The sequence below is a fragment of the Lentzea sp. NPDC060358 genome, from assembly GCF_042725365.1.
GTDB lineage: Bacteria > Actinomycetota > Actinomycetes > Mycobacteriales > Pseudonocardiaceae > Lentzea.
Window position 1 is genome coordinate 73,556 of the sequence record NZ_JBHXCW010000003.1, and the last position, 15,834, is coordinate 89,389.

The following is a 15,834-nucleotide window of genomic DNA, read 5'->3' on the forward strand; positions in this document are numbered from 1 at the left end:
AGTACAGGTGATTGCTTGGTTGGGCAAGTACTCTGTGAGCGTGACCGCACTCGCTCCGCTGTCGTCCGACGAGACCGTGCTCTGGCAGAGCCTCGGCCGGTTGGTGCACTCGCTGCCCCGCGCGCTGGAGGACGACATGTCCCGCACCGGCGTGACCATGACCGAGTTCGCCGTGCTGCTGCTGTTGAGCGAGGCACCCGATCACCGGCTGCGGATGTCCGCGCTCGCCGCCAGGGCGGGCCTCACCGCGTCCCGCATCACCAGGGTCGTCGACGGCCTGGGCAAGCACGGTCTCGTGCGGAAGGAGCGCCACGGCGAGGACGCGCGGGGCAACGACGCCGTCCTGACCGACGCGGGGCTGACGGCGATGCACGCGGCCCAGCCGGCCCACCTGGCCAGCGCGCGCAGGCGGGTGCTCGACAAGATCCCGCCGGAACTGCTGCCGGAGCTGGCCAGGACCGTCGCGGAGCTGGCCGACGCGCTGGCTTAACGGCCGGTGGCGATGCCCTCCGCCTCGGCCCACTGCGTGAGGTCGTCCTTGCGCAGCGCCGCCGCCAGCAGCTCCGGGAACTTGTCCGGCGTGCAGGCGAACGCGGGCGCGCCCAGCGCGTGCAGCTTCGCGGCCAGCTCGTGGTCGTAGGCGGGGGTGCCGGAGTCGCTGAGCGCCAGCAGGTTCACGACCGTCACGCCGCTCGCGACGAGTTCGCGGACCCGGCGCCGCAGCTCCGACTCCGAGCCGCCCTCGTACAGGTCGCTGATGATCACGACGACCGTGTCGGTGGGCCTGCGGACGAGCGTCTGGGCGTAGGCGACCGCGCGGTTGATGTCCGTGCCGCCGCCGAGCTGGGCGCTGAAGAGCAGGTCGACCGGGTCGCTGAGCTGGTCGGTCAGGTCGGCGACCTCGGTGTCGAACACGACGAGCTTCGTCGAGATCGAGCGGATGGACGCGAGCGCCGAGCCGAGGACCGCCGCGTGCACCAGCGAGTCCGCCATCGAGCCGGACTGGTCGACGAGCAGGACGACGTCCCGCATCGCCGCGGTCCGGCTGCGCCGGCGGTGGCCGATCAGGTCCTCGACGATCACCGTGCGGTGCTGCGGCTGGTAGTTCTTGAGGTTCGCCTTGATCGTGGTCGCCCAGTCGACGTCGGGCAGCTGCGGCCGGTGCGTGCGCTTCGACCGGTCGACGGCGCCGCGCACGGCCTCGACGAGCCGGTCGGCCAGCCGCCGCTCGATGTCCTCGACCACCTTGCGCACCACGGTCCGCGCGGTGTCGCGGGTGCGGGCGGGGATGGCGCGGGAGAGCTGCAGCAGCGTGCTGACGAGGTTGATGTCCGGCTCGACGGCCTGCAGCAGCTCGGGCTCCAGCAGCAGCTGCTTGAGACCGAGCTTCTCGACCGCGTCCCGTTGCATCACCTGCACGACGGACGTGGGGAAGTACTTGCGGACGTCGCCCAGCCACCTGTGCAGCTGGGGTGAGCTGGCACCGAGACCGGCACCCCGGTCGCCACCGCCGCCGTAGAGGCCCGTGAGCGCGCCATCGCGCCGTTGGTCGTCCTCGCCCAGCTCGGACACGTCCTCCGCGCTGGGACCGAGGAGCAGCCGCCAGCGCCTGAGCCGTTCATCTGTCATTTGAGCGCTGCCGCCACTTCTTCGGCCGCACGCACGACGTGAGGGCCGACGATGTCCGCGTCGAGCTTTTCCAGCGCCACGACACCCACGGACGCCCGCAGGCCGGGAACGCCGCGCACGGGTGCCGCGACGCCGAACGCGTTCGGCTGCAGCTCACCGGCGGACGCGACCCACGTGTCCGTGGGCTGCGAGATGGCCTTGCCGGCCGCCCCGCGGTGCACCGGGTGGCGCGAACCGACCCGGTACGCCACGTGGAACGCCGTCCACGACGGTTCGACGACGGCGACGGCCTGCGCCTCGCTGCCGTCCGCGACCGTCAGGTGCGCGGTGGCACCGACCTTCTCCGCGAGCTCGCGCAACGCCGGGTTGGCCGCCATCCGCAGCTGCGGCAGGACGTTCGAGGCGAGCCGCAGCACGCCGAGGCCCAGCCGGACCTTCGAGCCCTCGCGGCGCACCAGCCCGCGCGCCTGCAACGGCACGAGCAACCGGTACACCGCGGCCCTGGACGCGCCGATGGCCGTGGCGAGCTCCGAGATCGACGGCGCCTCGGACTCCGCCTCCGCGACAGCCTGGAGGAGCGCCAGACCCCGTTCCAGGGTCAGCGAGCTCTCCTTCGTCGCTCCGACCATCACGCACTCCGAACTGTGCCCACCACCTCGGCGAGACCCACCACGGAACCGCCTTCACCGGGGGCGGTCGCGGTCAGCCTGACCGTGTCGCCGTCCTCCAGGAAGGACCTCGTGGAGCCGTCGTCGAGCTTGAACGGTTCCTTGCCACCCCAGCTGAGCTCGAGGAACGAGCCGCGCTCGTCCTTCTCCGGCCCGGAGACCGTGCCGGAGGCGAACAGGTCACCAGGGCGCACCGTAGCCCCGTTCACCGTCATGTGGGCGAGCTGTTGCACAAACGACCACGACATTTCCCGGAAAGGAGGCCGCGAGACGATCGTGTCGTTCAGCTCGACCGTGATGGTGATGTCGAGGCCCCACGGCTGGTCCGTGGCCAGGTAGTCGAACAGCTTGTTCGGCAGCGGCGGCGTGGGCACGCGGGCGACCGAGAAGGCCTCCAGCGGCGTGATCCACGCACCGATCGAGGTCGCGAACGACTTGGCGAGGAACGGGCCCAGCGGCTGGTACTCCCAGGCCTGGATGTCGCGCGCCGACCAGTCGTTGACCAGCGCGACGCCGAAGACGTGCTCGGCCGCCCTGCTGGTGGAGACGCCGGCCGCCTCGGGCCCGCCGCAGACGAACCCGACCTCGGCCTCGATGTCGAGGCGCTCGGACGGGCCGAACTTCGGGCCCTCGCTGCCGCGCTTCTGGCCGTTCGGGCGCAGGATGTCGGTGCCCGAGACGTACACCGTGCCCGCGCGGCCGTGGTAGCCGATCGGCAGGTGCGTCCAGTTCGGCGTGAGCGCGTCGCCGTCGGGGCGGAACATCCGCCCGACGTTCTCGGCGTGGTGCCTGCTCGAGTAGAAGTCCACGTAGTCGCCGACGGTGAACGGCAGCTTCGCGGTCTCGATGCCGACGAGCTCGGCGCCCCTGGGGGCGGAGCTCGCCTGGACGACCTCCCGCAGCTTGGCCCGCAGCACGCTCCAGATCGGCCGGCCCGCCCGCAGCAGCGGGTCGAGCGAGTCGCCCTGGACGTACTCGCTGCACTTGCCCAGGGCGAGGCTCTTCAGGAGCAGTGCCCGGTCGCCGACGCGGACGGCCACGCCCCCGTCGACGACGCCGTAGGGCAGGGTCTGCGGTCCGAACGGCTGGTCCTCGGTGAAGGCCGGGTCGCTGATCCAGCTCACAGCAGTCCAAGCTCCTCGAGGTCGGCGACCGGTTCGGCGAGCGAGCACGAGCCGTAGCTCGCGAACACCCCGCGCACGGCGTGCGCGGCCTGGTCGCTGAGCGCCTTGGCCTCGGCGGTGAGCGCCTCGGCGTCGGTGCTCGCGAGGGCCTCGCGGACGTCGCGGCCGCTCAGGCTGCGCGCCGTGGCGACGAGCAGGTTCAGGAAGCCGTGGTGGGTGAAGCCCTGCTCGTCGGTGTGGCGGACGGCCTTGTGCAGGCCCGCGGTCGCCTTGAACGCGACCCCGCCCCCGCTGACGACGGACAGGAAGTCGCCGACCTCCTCGACGCTCGGGAAGTTCTCCTGGGAGAGGCCTCCGCAGCGCAGCTTGGGCCAGCTGCCGTGCTCGATGACCCGGCGGACGCCGTCGAGCCACTCGGCACCGCCGCGGCGGGGTTCGACGACGCGGATGACGTCCTCGGGGACGAACTCCGACACGCGCTCGAGCCACACCTCGTCCACATCGGACGGTGCGGGCATCTCGACCATGCGCAGCGCCAGCAGCTCGCTGCGGCTCTCGACGATCGACACGGCCTTCGGCACACCGCCGAGGCCCGTGTCGATCACCAGGGAGAGCGCGATCGGCTTCGGGGGCTTGACCTTGATGAGTTCGGTGATCAGTTCGGCGAGACGCGAGGCGGGGCACAGGAAAAGACCCATGACGCCGGACCACTCGCCGACTCGTCCGTCGAGGTGACCGCGCACCGCGTCGGGCATCGACGCGTTCCCCGGAGGGAACAGCGCGGCATCGTCCACAAGCCTCGCGAGCAGGGGCGGAGTACCGCGCGGACCGGGCGCACGGAGTTCGACAGCGCTTGACACGGCTGACACGCTAGCCGGGTATCGGTAAGTGAACAAAGATGTCCGATAGTCGAACGCTCTAGAGATGGTTTCGGAGACGTCATGGCCTACTACCGCCAGGTCGGGGAGATCCCCCGAAAGCGCCACACCCAGTTCCGCAAACCGGACGGTGGGCTCTACGCGGAAGAGCTCATGGGAGTCGAGGGCTTCTCGGCCGATTCGGCCCTGCTGTACCACCGGCACCTGCCCACCGCGATCGTGAACGCGGAGACCGTGAAGGACGAGCGGGGGACCGTCTCGCCGAACCTGCCGCTCAAGCCGCGGGCGTTCAAGACGCAGGACCTGACCTGGGCCTCCGACGAGGTCGACGCGGTGACCGGGCGCCGGAAGCTGTTCGGGAACCCCGACGTGACCATCGGGTTCGTGGTGGCCACCGTGCCGTCGCCGTTGTACCGCAACGCCTTCGGCGACGAGCTGCTGTACGTGCAGAACGGGTCGGGCGTCATCGAGACGATCTACGGCGCGCTGGAGGTCGCGGACGGCGACTACGTCGTGATCCCGACCTCGTGCACGTACCGGGTGGTGCCGTCGGCGCCGATGTCGTTGCTGGTGCTGGAGGCGACCGGGCACATCGGGCCGCCCAAGCGGTACCTGTCGAAGGCCGGCCAGTTCCTGGAGCACTCGCCGTACTGCGAGCGGGACGTTCGCGGTCCGTCCGAGCCGTTGCTCGTCGACGGGACCGACGTCGACGTGCTCGTGCGGCACCGGGCGGGGCTGACGAGGTTCACCTACGCGAACCACCCGTTCGACGTGGTCGGCTGGGACGGGCACCTGTACCCGTGGGCGTTCAACATCCGCGACTTCGAGCCGATCACCGGCCGCGTGCACCAGCCGCCGCCCGTGCACCAGACGTTCGAGGGCCCCAACTTCGTCGTGTGCTCGTTCGTGCCGCGCAAGGTGGACTACCACCCGCTGTCCGTGCCGGTGCCGTACAACCACGCGAACGTCGACTCGGACGAGCTGATGTTCTACGTGGGCGGCAACTACGAGGCGCGCAAGGGCTCCGGCATCGGCGTCGGCTCGCTGTCGCTGCACCCGTCCGGCTGCACGCACGGCCCGCAGCCGGGAGCGGTCGAGGCGTCGCTGGGAGTGGACTACTTCGACGAGACCGCGGTCATGGTCGACACCTTCCGCCCGCTGGAGCTGGGCGAGGCGGCGGAGGCCTGCGAGGACCCGGCGTACGCGTGGACGTGGGCCCGACGCGGTCCGGCCTGATTTTCTGTCGGGGGTCCTCGCTACTTTGGTCTCGTGAGGACACGAGCCGTACCGACGCGCTGGCAGGGCCTGGGCAGGGCCCTGCCGGTGCTGTGGGGCCTCTACACGGGCTCCGGCTCCACGCCGTACCGCGTGTGCGTCGACCTGGCCGCGGGCTCGGCCAAGTGCAGCTGCCCGTCCCGCAAGTTCCCCTGCAAGCACGCCATCTCGCTGCAGGAGCTCGACCTCCCCGACGCGCTGCCGCCCGACTGGGTGCAGGAATGGACCTCCAGGCGGGCCGCCCGTGAGCTCGACCCCTCGCCCGAAGCGGTGGCGAGGCGCCAGCGCTCCCGCGAGAAGACGGCCGACCGCCGGGCGGCGGCGATGTCGTCGGGCATCGACGGCCTGCGCGACTGGCTGCTCGACGTGGCCTCCGCGGGCATCGCGTCGCTGCCGGGCCGCCCGGCCTCGTGGTGGCAGGCCTTCACCGCCCGCATGATCGACGCCCAGGTCCCCGGCGTCGCCGCGGCCGTGGCGGAGATCCAGGAGATCGTGGCCCGCTCGGGCCCGCGCTGGACCTCCGACGTGGCCGACCGGCTGGGCGGCCTGCACCTGCTCTGCGCCGTCCAGCCCCGCTCCCGCCTGGGCGTCACGATCCCGGAGGAGACCGTCCGGGCCACCCCCGGCGTCTTCGACCGCTGGGTGGCCCTGCTGCGCCTGGAGACCGACGACGGCCGCGTCCGCACCGTCCGCCAGTGGTGCTGGGGCCGCGAGTCGGCCCGCTGGGTCGTGGCCGTCCGCCACTCGGCCGTGGGCGCCCCCGTCCCGCTGCTCCCGCACGGCCAGGAGTCCACCGCCCTGGTGCACTTCTACCCGGCGTCCGACCGAGTGGCCCTGGGCGACCTGGAGAGCTCGCAGCCACCGTCCCCGCTGCCGGCCCCGCCGTCGTGGCGCACCTCCCTCGCGTCCCTGGAACCGATGCTGGTCGCCGACCCGTGGCAACGCCTGTTCCCGCTCGGCTGCACCGCGGTCCGCCTGTGCGGCAGCTCCCTGGTCGACACCGCGGGCCACGCCCTGCCCGTGCGCGACGACGGCGGCCTCGACATGGCCCTGGCACTGACCGGCGGCGTGCCCTTCGACGCGTGGGGCCTGTGGGACGGCCACGCGCTGCGGCTGGGCGCGATCACGCTGGACGGCGAGCTGGAGGTGGTGGCGTGACGGCCACACCGCTCCACACGGCCCTCAGCACCCGCGCCGCCGGGCCGGGGCGGGCCGCTGGGTCCGAATCAGCCGGGCAGCGCGGCTGGGGCTTTGGGGCCGGGCACACCGGGCAGGCTTGCGGTGTCGGCGCGGCGGCACCCACCGCCGACTCCGGCTGGGCCGCGGGGCTCGAAGGCTCCGCCGGGTTCGGCCACCTCGCTCGCCTCGGTGGTGCCGCCGGACCCGGATGCATCGCGCACCCCGCCCACCTCGGCCGTGCCGCCGGATCCGGATGCATCGCGCCCCTCGGCCACCTTGGCCGTGCCGCCGGACCTGGATGCATCACGCCCCTCGGCCACTCCGCCTGCTCCGGTCGCCTCGCCTGCCCCGGCCGCTCCGCCCGTGCCACCGGCGCGGGTGGCGGCGCTCACCCAAGCGGCCCCGGCCGTGCCGCCTGCTCCGGCGACTCCAGCTGTGCGGCCCACCTGGGCCGCCCCGCGCGGTCCGGTCATGCCGTCCGCGTGGGTCGCCGCGCCCACCCAAGCCGCCCCGCCTGCTTCGGCCACCCTGGCCGTGCGGCCGACTCGGGCCGCTTCGCGCGGTCCGGTCATGCCGTCGGCGCGGGTGGCCGCGCTCACCCAAGCTGCCCCACCTGCGCCGCCTGCTCCGGCCACCCCGCCCGACCAAGCCACCCCGGCCACCCCGCCCGGTCCGGCCGCCACTCCCTCCTCAGCCGCAGCCCCCTCCCCAAGCCCGCCCCAGCGCCCCACCCCACCCCGGAGGTGACGCGGTGAAGGCCGACTGGTCCGCCACCGTCCAAACCCTCCTCATCGGCACGGCGAGAGGTGGCGGCGACCCCACCGCGCTCCTCGCCGACTGCGCCGCCCTCGGCGTCGCGGCGTTCGGCGCCACCCTCCCGCCCGAGGCCGCCACCGACCCGCTCCCACCGGCGCCGCGCGAGACCGCGGCTTTCCCGCGCCCGGCGGCCAAGGCCGTCCTCGAGGCGATCATGAGCCTCGACGACGAGGTCCTGCTCACCGAGTGGTGCGCCCTCGCCAAGGCCGGCGGCGTCGTGGCCGAGCACCGGATGCTGCCGTCGTTGCTCGCCCTCGGCACCGCGCGGCCGGGGCTGCGGGCCGCCGTCGTCGAGGTGCTGGGCGTCCGAGGCCGCTGGCTCGCGGGCACGCGGCCCGGCTGGTCGTGGGCCAGCGGGCAGGCGCCGCTCATCGACGAGGTCCCGCTGGAGGAGGTGCTCGACCTGCCGAGTGCCCAGCGGGTCCGGGCGCTGCGCCGCAAGCGCAAGGGCGACCCGGCCGGCGTCGGCGAGTTCATCGCGCGCGAGTTCGAGGCCTCCCGGCGGTCGGCCGACCGGCAGGTGCTGGTCAGCGCTCTGGAGACCGGGCTCAACGAGCAGGACGAGCGGTTGCTCGAAGCCGCGCTCGACGACCGGGCGGCGGCCGTCCACGACGAGGCGTTGCGGCTCCTGCGCAAGCTGCGGCGCACGCGTCTCGCCGCGCGGGCCGCCCACCGGTTGCGCCACGGGTTGCGGCTCACCGCGGACGGGCTCGACGTGCGGCCCGGCGAGCTGTGGACCGGGCCGCCCGACGCCAAGGAGCTGCGCGACCTCATGCGCGACGGGTCCGAGAAGGGGGTGGCCGGGCGGATCCGGGCCGCAGCGGCGAGTGTGCCGCCGTCGTACTGGACCTCGACGCTCAAGGCCGACGACGCCAAGGCCGCCGGCATCCTCCGGCGGGGGCCGTGGGCCGCCGCGCTGCTGCGGGGTGCCGCCGACCAGCTCGCCGCCGCTCAGGACCCGCGGCCGTGGGCCGTCGCGGCCGCCGAGACGCTGACCGGCATGGAGCAGCTCGAGATGCTGGGCGCACTGCCGTCGGCGGTCGCCGAGCAGGCGGTCGTGGCCGTGTCCAAGAACTGGCACTACGACCTGCTCGACCACGCCTGCTCCCAGCTGCCCGCGCCGTGGTCGCCGGAGACCACGCGCGCGTTGATGCACCGCTACGCCGCGCTGCCCGATCCGCGCTGGCGGACCGGCCGGCCTCCCAACGTGCTGCTGGCGCGGGGCGACGCCGACCTGCTCGGCGCCGGCTGGGAGGCTCTGACCCGGCGCTGGCCGGAGAACTCGTTGGAGCTGGAGGTCCTCCGGCTCCGGATCCGCCTGCGCGAATCGTTCGCACCACCGACCCAGGAGGTCTCGTGACCGCCGTGCTCAGGCCGACGGCCGAACAGCAGTACGCCGCCGAGCTGGAGGCCGTCGCGGCGCAGGACGACCGGCAGCGGCCGCCCAGCTGGCGCCTGTCGCCACAGGCCGTGGTCACCTACGTGCTCGGCGGCACGCTGGCGGACGGCACGGTGATCACGCCGAAGTACGTCGGCTCGCGCCGGCTCGTCGAGGTCGCGGTCGGCACGCTCGTCACGGACAGGGCGCTGCTGCTCGTGGGCGTCCCCGGCACGGCCAAGTCGTGGCTGTCCGAGCACCTCGCCGCGGCGATCAGCGGCGACTCGACGCTGGTGGTGCAGGGCACCGCCGGCACGAGCGAGGACCAGGTTCGCTACGGCTGGAACTACGCCCGCCTCATCGCCGAGGGGCCCAGCGAGAACGCGCTGGTGCCGAGCCCGGTCATGAAGGGCATGCAGCAGGGGGCCGTGGTCAGGGTCGAGGAGCTGACCCGCATGCCGTCGGAGGTGCAGGACTCGTTCATCACGGTGCTGAGCGAGAAGTCGCTGCCGGTGCCGGAGCTCAACTCGCAGGTCCAGGCCGTGCCGGGCTTCACGGTCATCGCCACGGCCAACGACCGCGACCGCGGCGTCAACCAGATGTCGTCGGCGCTCGCCCGGCGCTTCAACACCGTCGTGCTGCCGCCGCCCGCGACCGAGGACGCCGAGGTCGAGATCGTCGTCACGCGCGCGCAGCAGCTCGGCAAGGCGCTGCAGCTGCCCGCCGAACCGCCCGCCCTCGACGAGGTGCGCCGGGTCGTGCGGATCTTCCGGGAGCTGCGCGGCGGATCCACCGTGGACGGTCGCACCCAGCTGAAGAAGCCCAGCGGCAGCCTGTCCACGGCCGAGGCCATCTCGGTCGTCGCCAACGGCATGGCGCTCGCCGGGCACTTCGGCGACGGCACGCTCGGCGCGGACGAGCTCGCGAGCGGGCTCATCGGGTCGGTGATCAAGGACCGGGTGTCGGACGCGACGGTGTGGCAGGAGTACGTGGAGACGGTGCTGAAGGAGCGCGCGGAGTGGCGCGACCTCTACCGGGCCTGCCTGGACGTCAGCGGTGACTGAGGCGGGTGCCGGGCCAGCGCCCGACCTGGTCCTGCTCGGCATCCGGCACCACGGGCCGGGCTCGGCCAGGATGGTGCGCCGCGCGCTGGAGCAGGTGAGGCCCGCGCTGGTGCTGATCGAGGGCCCGCCGGAGGCCGACGGGCTGCTGGAGCACGTCCACGCCCTCACGCCGCCGGTCGCGATCCTGCTGCACGACGAGACCGATCCGGAGAACGCCGCCTTCTGGCCGTTCGCGGAGTTCTCGCCGGAGTGGCAGGCGTTGCGCCACGCCGACGAGCACGGCGTCACCGCCCGGTTCTTCGACCTGCCCGCGGCGGCGTCGATCGGCGACGACGGCCCGAGCGGGAACGTCGACCCCATCGGCCTGCTCGCCGAGGCGGCCGGGTTCGACGACCCGGAGCGCTGGTGGGAGGACGTGGTCGAGCACAGCGCGTCCGACCCGCTCGACCTCGCGGACGCCATCGCGGAGGCGATGGTGGCGGTGCGCACCGAGTTCGAGCACGAGGTCGGCGAACGCACGCTCAAGCGGGAAGCGTTCATGCGGCAGACGATCCGCAAGGCGCGCAAGGAGACAGACGGCCCGATCGCGGTCGTGTGCGGCGCCTGGCACGTGCCCGCGCTGATGACGAAACCGACGGTCGCCGCAGACACGGCGCTGCTGAAGGGCTTGCGGCGCCGCAGGATCTCGGGCACCTGGGTCCCGTGGAGCCACGGCCAGCTCGCCGCGGAGTCCGGTTACGGCGCGGGCGTCGACTCGCCCGGCTGGTACGCGCACCTGTGGCAGCACCGGGACGACGTGGTGCCGCGCTGGTTCGCCAAGGCCGCCGCCGTGCTGCGCGAGGAGGACCTGCCGGCCTCGACCGCGAGCGCCGTGGAGGCCGTCCGGCTCGCGGAAACCCTTGCGGCGCTGAGGGAACGGCCGAGCGCGGGGCTGAGCGAGGTCAACGAGGCCGCGCTCGCCGTGCTCTGCGGCGGCGAGGAGATCCACCTCCGGCTGGTGCACCGCAAGCTCGTCGTCGGCGAACGCCTCGGCGAGGTCGGCGAGGCCGTCCCGCGTTCGCCGCTGGCGGCCGATCTCCAACGCCTGCAACGACGTCTGCGGTTGCCGGCGGACGTCCAGCCCAAGCAGCTCAAGCTCGACCTGCGCAAGGACACCGACCGCGAACGCTCGAAACTCCTGCAGCGCCTGGAGGTGCTCGGCGTCCCGTGGGGCAAGCAGGACCGCTCGAACTCGCTCGGCACGTTCGCCGAGACCTGGCAGCTGCGCTGGGACCCGGTCTTCGCGGTGTCCGTCGCGGTCGCCGCGCGCCACGGCACGACGGTCCACACGGCCGCCGAGAACGTCCTGACCCAGGCCGCGAAGGACGCGACACGGGTGGCCGACGCCGCCTCGACGCTCACGAGGTCCGTCGGCTGCGAACTGCCCAAGGCCGTCACCGAGGCCCGCAACGCCCTCGACCGCTGCGCCGCCATGGCGACCGACGCCCTCGAACTGCTCGCCGCCCTCCCGGACCTGGCCCGCACCGTCCGCTACGGCTCGGTCCGCGGCACCGACCCGGAACTGCTGCGCGTCGCCCTGCACGGCCTGCTCACCCGCGGCGCGGTCGGCCTCCCGATCGCGTGCCGGGGCATCGACGACGAGACGGCCGAGAACGCGCTGGTCACGCTCGACGGCGCCCACGAGGCCACCCGCCTGGCCGCCGACGACGACCACCAGAAGACCTGGTGGCGAGCCCTGCACGCGCTGGTGAAGGCCGAGGCCCACGGCCTCCCGACGGGCAGGGCCACCCGCCTGCTGTGGGAAGCAGGGGAGCTGACCAGCGACGACGTGGCCGCGAGCCTGCACCGCTCGGTGGCGACGGCGTTCGTCGCGGGCTTCCTGCGCGGCTCGGCCACGCTGCTCGCGGCCGACCCGCGCCTGTTCGGCCTCATCGACGAGTGGCTGACGGGCCTGCGCGGCGAGGCGTTCGACGACGCGTTGCCGCTGCTGCGCCGTGCCGTCACCGACTTCACCCCCGCCGAGCGGCGCCTGCTCGGCGAACGCGTGGTGGCCGGCCAGACCCCGGCGCCGGCCCAGGACGACGAGTGGGACCTGGAGATCGCGACCAGGCTCGCCGCCCACGTCCGGAGCCTGCTGGCCTGAGTTTGGCGACGGGCGGATCCGGTGATCCTCCCGCCGTGACCGCACCGGAAGAAGACCGCCTCGCCACGCCCGAAGCCGACGGCCTCTCCGCCACGCCGGAAGTCGGCAGTCTCCCCGCCGCGGACGAGCCCCGCTCCGCCACGCCGGAAGCCGACGGCCTGCCCGCCGCGGACGAGCCCCGCCGCACCACGTCCGACGAGGTCCACCTCACCCCGCCGGACGAGAGCCGCCTCGACGAGTCCCAGAAGCTCATCGACGAGGCCAAGAAGATCGCCCACGACCTGCGCGAAGAGGTCCCGGACACCACGCCGGAACCGCCGGAGGACTCCCCGGCGAACTAGCCGGCGCCCCACATCGGCCGGCGCCCGACCGGTTCGGCGCCCAACCGGCTCGGCGCCCGACCAGCCGGTGCCGAGCCGGAACTCAGAGCGACCAGGGGCCCCTGACCGTCGTCCCGTCCGCCAGCGTGCCCTCGATCCCGACCGACGTCGCGACCAGCACCCGCGCGGGCCCGCCGGTCAGCGACAGCTCGGTGTGCGGCGGCACGATGATCGCGTCGCCGACGCCGGCGGTCTGCCCCTGGATCGTCACCGACCCGGACAGCACGTAGAACACCTCCTCCTTCGAGGCGCGGTGCGGCGTCCCGTCGCCTCCCTCCGGCACGTCGACCGTCCACAGCGCGATCTCGGAACTGCCGCGCGACGGCACGGCCAGCGACCTGAACTCGAACCCGCCGAACGAGTGCACGGCAGCGGAATCCCCGGTGATCAGCAAGACGACCTCCAAAGTAGTCAACCAAGTTGTCTAACCTTAGAATAAAGTCAACTGAGTTGTCTACATCGGAAGGGGTGAGCATGGAACCGGTGGCCGTGCTGCTCGCGATGACCTATCGCGCCCTGGGCGACCAGTTCCACGACCGCCTGCGGCAGATCGGGCTCGAGCCGCTGCGGCCCGCCCACGGCTACGTCTTCCGGTTCCTCAAGGACAGGCGCGCCACCACCGTCGACATCGGACAGCACCTCGGCGTTACCAAGCAGGCGGCGGCGAAGATCGTCACCGAGCTCGACGAGTGGGGGTACGTCCTGCGCGAGCCGCACCCCACCGACAAGCGCGCCCAGTACGTCGCGCTGACGACGAAGGGCCGCGACTACCTGCGGCTCGCCGACAGCCTGTGGGCGGACCTCGAGACCGAGATGGCCGACGCGGTCGGGGAGGACACGCTCGACGCCATCCGGCACGGCCTCGCCGGGTACCTGCGGCACGTCCACGGCGAGGACCAGCCGGGGCTCCGGCCGGTCTGGTGACCGGGCGCTAGAACACCTGCGTCAGCGCGATCACGCCGAACACCGCGAACACGACGCCGGCGACCCGCTGGATCCAGTGCGTCGGCAGCCGCCCGGCGAGCTTGCGCCCCACCAGCACCGCGAGTCCGGCCACGGCGACCAGCGCCAGCCAGGCGCCGAGCCCGACCGCCAACGGCTCCCCGTAGCGGGCGGTGATGCCGGCGGTCGCGAGCTGCGAGGCGTCGCCCCACTCGGCCGCGAACAGCACGCCGAACGACGTCAGCGCCGCCCGCCAGAACGGCACGGCGGTGCGCACGCCCGCCTCGTCGGAGGAGTCCTCCTCCTTCGAGAACCCCTCCTTGAGCAGCAGGAAGGCGCCGATCAGGAACAGCGCCGCGACCACGCCGGCGACCAGGCGGTCGGGGAGCAGGGTGATGGCGGTGCCGAACGCCGCGCCGACGACGGTCTGCACGGCGAAGGCCGCGACGACGCCGACGAACACCGGCCAGGCGCGGTAGCGCGTGGTCAGGACCAGGGTCGCGACCATGGTCTTGTCGGGGAGCTCGACGAGGAACACCACCGCGAAAGCGGTGATGAACGCGAGCAGCGATGTGGCCACGAGGTCCTCCACGTCCGAGTACGAACCCGGACGGAGGCGCAACAGACCCCGACCGGGCATGGTGCAAAGCCCGGCCGGAGGTCTCGTTCGCCCGTACAAGACGGGTGTGGCGCCGGATCCGCTCGAAGGCGGATCAGCATGTCGACCACCACGCCACCGGCCGACTGCTCCGGTGGGAACTACTCCCCTCTGGCGCACCCATCGTAACCGACGCAGGTCACGGGTCCCGGGTGACGTCGCGCACGGGACCTTGGTCCCGACCGGGGACGGGACCGTCGTACCTGATGACGGCCTTGGTCCAGACCTACGCTCGAAGACGTGGAAGTACTCGAACTCGCGCGGTGGCAGTTCGGCATCACCACCGTCTACCACTTTCTGATGGTGCCGTTGACGATCGGCCTGTCCCTGCTGGTCGCGGGGATGCAGACCGCGTGGGTGCGCACGGGCGACGAGCGCTACTACAAGATGACGAAGTTCTGGGGGAAGCTCCTCCTGATCAACTTCGCCGCCGGCGTCGTGACGGGCATCGTGCAGGAGTTCCAGTTCGGCATGGCCTGGAGCGCCTACTCGCGGTTCGTCGGTGACGTTTTCGGCGCTCCGCTCGCGATGGAGGGGATCGTCGCCTTCTTCGTCGAGTCGACGTTCCTCGGCCTGTGGATCTTCGGCTGGGACAAGCTGCCGAAGAAGGTCCACCTCGCCTGCGCCTGGGCGTTCAGCCTCGCCACCATCGCGAGCGCGTACTTCATCCTCGCCGCCAACTCGTGGATGCAGCACCCCGTCGGCATCGTGATGGACGACGGCCGCCCGCGCCTCACCTCGATCTGGGCCGTGCTGACCAACAACACCGTGCTCGCCGCCTTCCCGCACACCATCGCGGGCGCGTTCGCGGTCGCCGGCGCGTTCCTCGTCGGCATCGCCGCCTGGCACCTGCACCGCAGGTCGCAGGACGAGAGCGTCTGGCGCGGTTCGCTCAAGCTCGGCACGTGGGTCGGCGTCGTCGCGTTCGCGGCGCTGAGCATCAGCGGTGACCTGCAGGGCAAGCTCATGTTCGAGCAGCAGCCGATGAAGATGGCCGCCGCGGAAGCCTTGTGCCACACCGAACAGCCCGCGGCGTTCAGCGTTTTCGCGTACGGTGACGTCACCAGGCCCGACTGCGAGAACGTCAAGAGCATCACGGTCCCCGCACTGCTGAGCTTCTTGGCGCACAACGACTTCAGCAGCGAGGTCAAGGGCATCCAGGACCTGGTGCCGTTGTACCAGGAGAAATACGGTGAGTTCTACCCCGTCGACGACCGGCTGGGCGAGCTCAGCGGCAAGCCGATCGACTACGTGCCCGCGCTTCCCGTCACCTACTGGGGTTTCCGGTTGATGATCGGGTTCGGGGCGATCTCGGCCGGCCTGGGTGTGTTCATGCTCTGGTTGACGCGGAAGAACCGGACGCCCACCGGATGGTGGTTCCCGGCTCTCGGCCTCGCCGGCATCGCAACCCCGTTCCTGGCCAACAGCTTCGGCTGGATCTTCACCGAGATGGGTCGGCAACCGTTCGTGGTGGTGCCGAACCCGTCCGGTGTGGACGGTGTGTGGATGTTCACCGCGCAGGCGGTCTCGAACACCACCCCCGGCGAGATCCTCACCTCGCTGGTCCTGCTCACCGCGGTCTACACGGTGCTCGCGGTCGTGGAGTTCTACCTGATCCGCAAGTACGTCCGAGACGGGATTCCCGGCGTACTGCCCCAGAAGTCCGACGACGGCGCCCTGGCGTTCGCGTACTAGGGGAG

16 protein-coding genes are annotated in these 15,834 nt (G+C 72.4%); 9 read left to right on the top strand and 7 right to left on the bottom strand.

The window, feature by feature from the left end:
* Positions 1–40 precede the first annotated feature (40 nt).
* Positions 41–490, top strand: a complete 450-nt coding sequence (locus ACFWGZ_RS01345; RefSeq protein ID WP_382449444.1) for a MarR family winged helix-turn-helix transcriptional regulator — start codon at positions 41–43, stop codon at positions 488–490.
* Here the strand turns inward: ACFWGZ_RS01345 and ACFWGZ_RS01350 are convergent.
* From ACFWGZ_RS01350 to ACFWGZ_RS01365, 4 genes are read right to left on the bottom strand one after another with little or no spacing between them, the layout of a single operon-like run.
* A complete protein-coding gene (locus ACFWGZ_RS01350; protein WP_382449445.1) occupies positions 487–1,629 on the bottom strand; it encodes a VWA domain-containing protein in 1,143 nt (380 codons plus the stop codon). The genes ACFWGZ_RS01345 and ACFWGZ_RS01350 overlap by 4 nt on opposite strands.
* Positions 1,626–2,258, bottom strand: a complete 633-nt coding sequence (locus ACFWGZ_RS01355) for an IclR family transcriptional regulator (RefSeq protein ID WP_382419025.1) — start codon at positions 2,256–2,258, stop codon at positions 1,626–1,628. Before ACFWGZ_RS01355 ends, ACFWGZ_RS01350 begins: the two co-directional genes overlap by 4 nt.
* Positions 2,258–3,421, bottom strand: coding sequence for a fumarylacetoacetate hydrolase family protein (locus tag ACFWGZ_RS01360; RefSeq protein ID WP_382449446.1), 1,164 nt, complete (start codon positions 3,419–3,421; stop codon positions 2,258–2,260). The genes ACFWGZ_RS01355 and ACFWGZ_RS01360 overlap by 1 nt, the downstream gene beginning before the upstream one ends.
* Positions 3,418–4,281, bottom strand: a complete 864-nt coding sequence (locus ACFWGZ_RS01365; RefSeq protein ID WP_382449447.1) for a hypothetical protein — start codon at positions 4,279–4,281, stop codon at positions 3,418–3,420. The genes ACFWGZ_RS01360 and ACFWGZ_RS01365 overlap by 4 nt, the downstream gene beginning before the upstream one ends.
* A 45-nt stretch (positions 4,282–4,326) precedes the next feature.
* Between ACFWGZ_RS01365 and ACFWGZ_RS01370 the strand changes: the two genes are divergently transcribed.
* Positions 4,327–5,535, top strand: a complete 1,209-nt coding sequence (locus ACFWGZ_RS01370; protein ID WP_382449482.1) for a homogentisate 1,2-dioxygenase — start codon at positions 4,327–4,329, stop codon at positions 5,533–5,535.
* 33 nt (positions 5,536–5,568) lie between these two features.
* Entirely contained in the window at positions 5,569–6,732 is a 1,164-nt protein-coding gene (locus tag ACFWGZ_RS01375; protein ID WP_382449448.1) for an SWIM zinc finger family protein, read from the top strand.
* Between the two features lie 68 nt (positions 6,733–6,800).
* Here ACFWGZ_RS01375 and ACFWGZ_RS01380 read toward each other — a convergent pair whose 3' ends face one another.
* Complete coding sequence (locus tag ACFWGZ_RS01380) at positions 6,801–6,974, bottom strand: hypothetical protein (RefSeq protein ID WP_382449449.1); 174 nt, start codon at positions 6,972–6,974, stop codon at positions 6,801–6,803.
* A gap of 530 nt (positions 6,975–7,504) precedes the next feature.
* Here ACFWGZ_RS01380 and ACFWGZ_RS01385 point away from each other — a divergent pair.
* Genes ACFWGZ_RS01385 through ACFWGZ_RS01400 form a run of 4 tightly spaced genes read left to right on the top strand, consistent with a single transcriptional unit; the run spans position 7,505 to position 12,495 of the window.
* On the top strand, positions 7,505–8,929 hold the full coding sequence (locus ACFWGZ_RS01385) for a DUF5691 domain-containing protein (RefSeq protein ID WP_382449450.1): 1,425 nt from the start codon (positions 7,505–7,507) through the stop codon (positions 8,927–8,929).
* Complete coding sequence (locus ACFWGZ_RS01390; RefSeq protein ID WP_382449451.1) at positions 8,926–10,011, top strand: AAA family ATPase; 1,086 nt, start codon at positions 8,926–8,928, stop codon at positions 10,009–10,011. Before ACFWGZ_RS01385 ends, ACFWGZ_RS01390 begins: the two co-directional genes overlap by 4 nt.
* On the top strand, positions 10,004–12,154 hold the full coding sequence (locus ACFWGZ_RS01395) for a DUF5682 family protein (protein ID WP_382449452.1): 2,151 nt from the start codon (positions 10,004–10,006) through the stop codon (positions 12,152–12,154). Before ACFWGZ_RS01390 ends, ACFWGZ_RS01395 begins: the two co-directional genes overlap by 8 nt.
* Positions 12,155–12,189: 35 nt before the next feature.
* Positions 12,190–12,495 (top strand): hypothetical protein, encoded by a 306-nt coding sequence (locus ACFWGZ_RS01400; RefSeq protein ID WP_382449453.1) that lies wholly within the window; start codon positions 12,190–12,192, stop codon positions 12,493–12,495.
* Positions 12,496–12,577: 82 nt separating this feature from the next.
* Here the strand turns inward: ACFWGZ_RS01400 and ACFWGZ_RS01405 are convergent, their stop codons facing one another.
* Positions 12,578–12,949, bottom strand: coding sequence for a cupin domain-containing protein (locus ACFWGZ_RS01405; protein ID WP_382449454.1), 372 nt, complete (start codon positions 12,947–12,949; stop codon positions 12,578–12,580).
* Between the two features lie 59 nt (positions 12,950–13,008).
* Between ACFWGZ_RS01405 and ACFWGZ_RS01410 the strand changes: the two genes are divergently transcribed.
* Positions 13,009–13,458 (top strand): MarR family winged helix-turn-helix transcriptional regulator, encoded by a 450-nt coding sequence (locus ACFWGZ_RS01410; RefSeq protein WP_382449455.1) that lies wholly within the window; start codon positions 13,009–13,011, stop codon positions 13,456–13,458.
* 7 nt (positions 13,459–13,465) lie between these two features.
* Here the strand turns inward: ACFWGZ_RS01410 and ACFWGZ_RS01415 are convergent, their stop codons facing one another.
* Positions 13,466–14,044 carry a TMEM165/GDT1 family protein gene (locus tag ACFWGZ_RS01415; RefSeq protein ID WP_382449483.1) on the bottom strand — a complete coding sequence of 193 codons (579 nt, stop codon included), beginning with the start codon at positions 14,042–14,044 and terminating at the stop codon, positions 13,466–13,468.
* Between the two features lie 330 nt (positions 14,045–14,374).
* Between ACFWGZ_RS01415 and ACFWGZ_RS01420 the strand changes: the two genes are divergently transcribed.
* Complete coding sequence (locus tag ACFWGZ_RS01420) at positions 14,375–15,829, top strand: cytochrome ubiquinol oxidase subunit I (protein WP_382449456.1); 1,455 nt, start codon at positions 14,375–14,377, stop codon at positions 15,827–15,829.
* The last annotated feature ends 5 nt before the right edge of the window (positions 15,830–15,834 follow it).

Coding starts and splice junctions, on each gene's coding strand:
- ACFWGZ_RS01350 (WP_382449445.1), bottom strand. CDS start 1,629: ATGACAGATGAACGGCTCAGGCGCTGGCGGCTGCTCCTCGGTCCCAGC.
- ACFWGZ_RS01355 (WP_382419025.1), bottom strand. CDS start 2,258: ATGGTCGGAGCGACGAAGGAGAGCTCGCTGACCCTGGAACGGGGTCTG.
- ACFWGZ_RS01410 (WP_382449455.1), top strand. CDS start 13,009: ATGGAACCGGTGGCCGTGCTGCTCGCGATGACCTATCGCGCCCTGGGC.